Source organism: Corallococcus sp. CA047B (assembly GCF_003612065.1).
Classification (GTDB): domain Bacteria; phylum Myxococcota; class Myxococcia; order Myxococcales; family Myxococcaceae; genus Corallococcus; species Corallococcus praedator.
This window is the reverse complement of sequence record NZ_RAWD01000518.1, coordinates 1-4113: the sequence shown is the minus strand read 5'-3', so window position 1 is coordinate 4113 and position 4113 is coordinate 1. Positions and strand designations below refer to the sequence as shown.

Annotated in this window: 3 protein-coding genes; 1 reads left to right on the top strand and 2 read right to left on the bottom strand. The window is 72.3% G+C overall.

The features are described from left to right. Positions 1-434, bottom strand: a 434-nt coding sequence (locus tag D7X74_RS40210) for an OsmC family protein (protein ID WP_199742005.1), incomplete at its 3' end; no start/stop codon positions are given. 133 nt (positions 435-567) lie between these two features. Between D7X74_RS40210 and D7X74_RS40205 the strand changes: the two genes are divergently transcribed. Then, positions 568-912 carry a hypothetical protein gene (locus D7X74_RS40205; RefSeq protein ID WP_147446870.1) on the top strand — a complete coding sequence of 115 codons (345 nt, stop codon included), beginning with the start codon at positions 568-570 and terminating at the stop codon, positions 910-912. 3 nt (positions 913-915) lie between these two features. On the opposite strand, the gene D7X74_RS40200 is transcribed toward D7X74_RS40205, so the two are convergent. Next, positions 916-4113 (bottom strand): lantibiotic dehydratase (locus D7X74_RS40200; RefSeq protein ID WP_233602460.1); only part of this gene is annotated, 3198 nt, incomplete at its 5' end.

Genomic DNA, 4113 nt, shown 5'->3' with positions numbered 1-4113 from the left:
GAGACAGGGTGGATGGGGGTGGGGTGGGCCAGGTTGTCGCTCACCGGGCAGCGGGTCTCCACCTCCGTCAGGAGCCGGGTGAGCTGCTCCGGGGTGGCGCCGCCCCTCACGTGGATGGTGGCGGTGAGGGACTGGTAGCCGGCGCGGATGTCGCGGTGGGTGCCGGCGAACTTCGCGGGGTCCAGGGAGCCCTTCACGGTGATGTCGGTTCCGGTGACGGGGATGCCCAGCTCGCGGGCGATGAAGAAGGTCATGTAGTTCAGGCAGCCCGCGTGCGCCGCGAGGATGAAGTCGAGCGGGCTGGGGGCGCCGTTGCTGCCTCCCAGCTCCACGGGCTCGTCCATGAAGATCCTGAACGCCTGCGCCTCCGTGGTGCTGCGGGCCATGCTCTCCCCCACGGTGCGGACCTGTCCGGTGTACAGCGGCTGTGCCATGACGTTGGCCTCCTGTCCTGGATACGAAGGCAGCGGGTGCACCGGGTCGTCCGCGATGCGCGGCCAGAAAAAACGCGGCGCCGCGCAACCCGGGAACGCATCCCGGGTTGGACGGGGAATGGATGTCCGCAGCGTGTTCGTCCTTCCACTGCTCACCCTGCTGGCGTGTGGGAATTCCCTGCCACCGGAGGAGGGAAGCGCATCGTGCGAGCCCGAGGCGCGAGGCCTCCGCGCACCGGGTCGCTCCGGTCGGCTGGAGGTGGCCCGACCGCTGGATGCGGCCGAGCAGGCCCAGACCCTGGAGGACGGTGCTCGGGTCCGCACGCCGGTGGAGGGCCCGTGGACGGGGACGCCCACGCTGGTGTGGCCCCAGGGCGTGGACCTGCCGCTGGTGGGCAATGCGTCCCCGCGTCAGGTGCCGCGCCACGGGGCCTTCGAGCCCGAGGGCTCCCGGCGGATCATCCCCCCGGCCCGGTAGGGCTCAGGACCGCTGCTTCTCGCGCGCCTGTCGGGACAGGTAGAGCCGGTACAGGAAGTCGTAGAGGACCAGCTCCTGTGCCCGCGCGGCGGTCCGCAGCAGCCGGTTGGTGTGCATGTGCACGAGGCTCGCGGCCACCCGGTCCAGGGGCTGCGTCAACTGGCACGCGCGCAGTTGCTCCGTCACCTCCGCCTGTCGTGAGGAGCGGCGTCGCAGCGCGGCGAGTCCCGGGGCGAGCGGCCCTTCGGAAGGCCACGGCTGCCACAGCAGGGACTCCAGTTCTTGACGGTGCATCCGGAAGCGTTCGCCCAGCCGACGCTCGAAGGCGCCGTCCACCTGGAACTCCTGGCCGTAGCCCTTGCGCAGCTCCGCGAGCAACCGGCAGCGGCCCTCCAGGTCGAAGCCCAGGTCCTTGAGCAGCAGGTCGATGCCGCACAGGAGCAGCCTCCAGCGTGCATCCGCGCCGTCATCGCCCGCCACCGTGTCGAGCAGCTCCAGCGCCGTCTCACTGTCCGCGTGGAACAACCGCTCCGCGAGCGGCAGGCCCAGGTCGCCGCCGTAGCGTTCGACCTCGCGCTCGTAGGTGTCCACCTGCACGCGGTGGACGAGTCCGTCCTGTCGCAGCGGGCGCAGCAATTCGTGGAGGCGGGCCAGCACCTCGGTGTGCAGCCGTCGCGGGTCGCCCTGGAAGCGCACGCGCAGGTGCCAGTCCGGGTCGCCGTAGCGCAGGAAGAACCACTGGTGCGCGGCACCGGAGGCGATGGCCTCGCGGGCCAGCGGCGCCACGGCCTTCGCCAGCACGCGGTCCGCGAGCGCCGTGCCGGTGTAGAGCTTGACGTACAGCCACTCGGAGCCGGGAGGGAAGGAGCGCTCCAGCTTCGGGGGCTTCTCGGTGCTCACGGCGGGCGCGGGCACGGCCGGCGCGTCGCGCACGAAGGGCACCACCACCTCGTGGACGAAGCGGCCCTCGGGGCCCTGGACGCACAGGGCCTCGTTGGTGGGCAGCTCCACCAGCACCACCTCCGCCTGACGGCGCACCAGTTGGACGAAGGTGTCGATGCTGAGCACGTTGTCCAGGTCCACCGGCAGCACGTTGTCGCGGTCCTCCAGGCCCACGGTGCGCGGGAGGCCCAGGCGCTCGCGCAGCCGCTGCACCTCGCGGAAGCGCTCCGCGCCTTGCAGCTCCCCGAGCGCATCAAGCGTGGGCGCCTTGAGGCGCCAGCGGGCGCGGTGGAGGACCAGCCCGCCGCACGTCACGCGGGGCAGGAACGCACTGCTGCCGAGCGGCCCCCAGTGCCAGCGCAGCCCGGGGCTCGCGCCCTGCTGCTGGAGCGTGCCCAGGAAGGTATAGGGCCGCAGGTGCGCGCGGCCGAAGTTGTGGACGTGGGTGACGCGGGGAATCACCTCGCGTCCCAGCTTCACGGAGCGCAGGACGATGCGCGAGCCCCGGACGGAGAGACGCAGGTCGGTGAGCGGAAGCTGCTGCTCCGGCGGCGCACCCGAGCGTCCCAGGAACACCAGCTCGTGCTCGCGCAGCACGGGGCGGCAGAGGATGTTGCCCACGCGCCCTTCCGGCAGGTGCACCACCTCCGCGAAGACGGCCTCCGGATGCAGCGCCTCCTCAGCGCGCAGGTGCGCCTTCACGTGGCGCAGCAGCTCCGGGTCGCCGTGGCAGAAGCGGCCCAGGAGCGCCGCACCCGAGGGACCCATCATCGAATCGAACACGAGCTGGAACCGCCCCGCGTCCACGTCCTCCTGGGACGCGGCCAGCACGGTCGCCATCACGGAGAAGGCGTCTGGCAGCGGCACAGGGCGCGGGTTCTCCATGGCCTTCAGGTCCGCGGCGTCCAGCTCCAGGGGGCCGCCCGTGCGGAGCACCTCCGACAGACGGTAGTTCAGGTGCGCCTGGGCCTTGCCCCATGCGACGCGCTCCTCGGAAGGAGGGGAGGGGAACGCCAGGTCGCGCAGCAGGGGGGAGGCCTCCGCGGCCTCGGGGCTCGCCAGCTCGAAGCCGACGCCCACGTCCTCGTCCAGGACCTCCAACAGGGGGACCTCGCGCTCCTCGTAGCGCTGGACGAAGGCCTCGCGAAAGCGCCGCAACGTTGGCGAATCCGAAGCCGGGCTCAGCCGGTGCAGCAGGGCCACGCCCCGGGCCATCGCGTCCACCACGGCCGGGCCCAGGCTCAGCGCTTCGGCGGGTTTGCGCAGGTCCACCTGGAAGAGGCGGTTGGTTTCGACGGGCGCGGGAAGCGCTTCGAGGTCCTTCGCCAGCGCACGGTAGCGCGACGGCTCGGCCCCCAGAGGGGAGCCATCCAGTTCCGTCAGCGCGTCCTGCACGTGGTGGAGGACGCGGACGGTGTCCGCCATCGCCGGCACGGACTCCAGGCGCGCGAGCAGCTCGCGCAGCGGCTCAGGGCCGGTGACGAGCGGTGCCAGCTCCGGAAGCAGGAGCTGGTGCTCCACGAGCATGTCCACGTAGTCCCGGGCTTCGTCGGCGGACACGTCGGGGTCGGCTTCGACCAGGGCCTGGGCGAGCGTCGCGAGCGAGCCACCCGCGCGGGCCCGCTCCAGCGTGGCTTCCAGGTACGCGGTGGGCTCCACGCTGACGAGCTGGTAGGTGCGCGTGCCTCCCTCGCGGCGCGACTCCGCGTAGCGCAGCCGCCCCGCGGCCCGGTACAGGCTGGAGTTGGGGCGGTAGCTCAAGGCCTCGCGCAGCGCGGGCAGTCCCGCGAGCCGGTCCGTCAACGCATCCACGTAGTCCATGTCCAGCCGCGTGTGACGGCGGTACGACTCGCGGGCGGGCAGCGCCAGCCGCGTCGGCCCGGTGAGCGTGCCCAGGCTGTTGCCAGCGAAGAGGCCGAAGGGCGTCGAGCGCGAGGCCATGCGCTGCCAGTAGCGCACCAGCGTGCGCTCCAGCTTCTGGCCATGTTCACCGTCCGGAGCGCTCGTCCACGCGGAGAGGTGCTCTTCCAGCGAAGGGGAGGCGAGGAACAACGCCTCGCGCACCTCCGGCCGGGCAACCACCGCCGCCAGCCGGTCGCGCAGCAGGGCGCGATCCCTCGCGAGCGCTGCTTCCAGTTCCGCGACAGGGGCTTGCGTGAAGCGGGCCGCATGCAGGTCCTCGCTCCAGGCGCGCAGCGCATCGAAGGGCAGCAGCGGGGTGCGCAGGACGAAGAAGCCGGAGGGGGCGTGGCCCGGAAG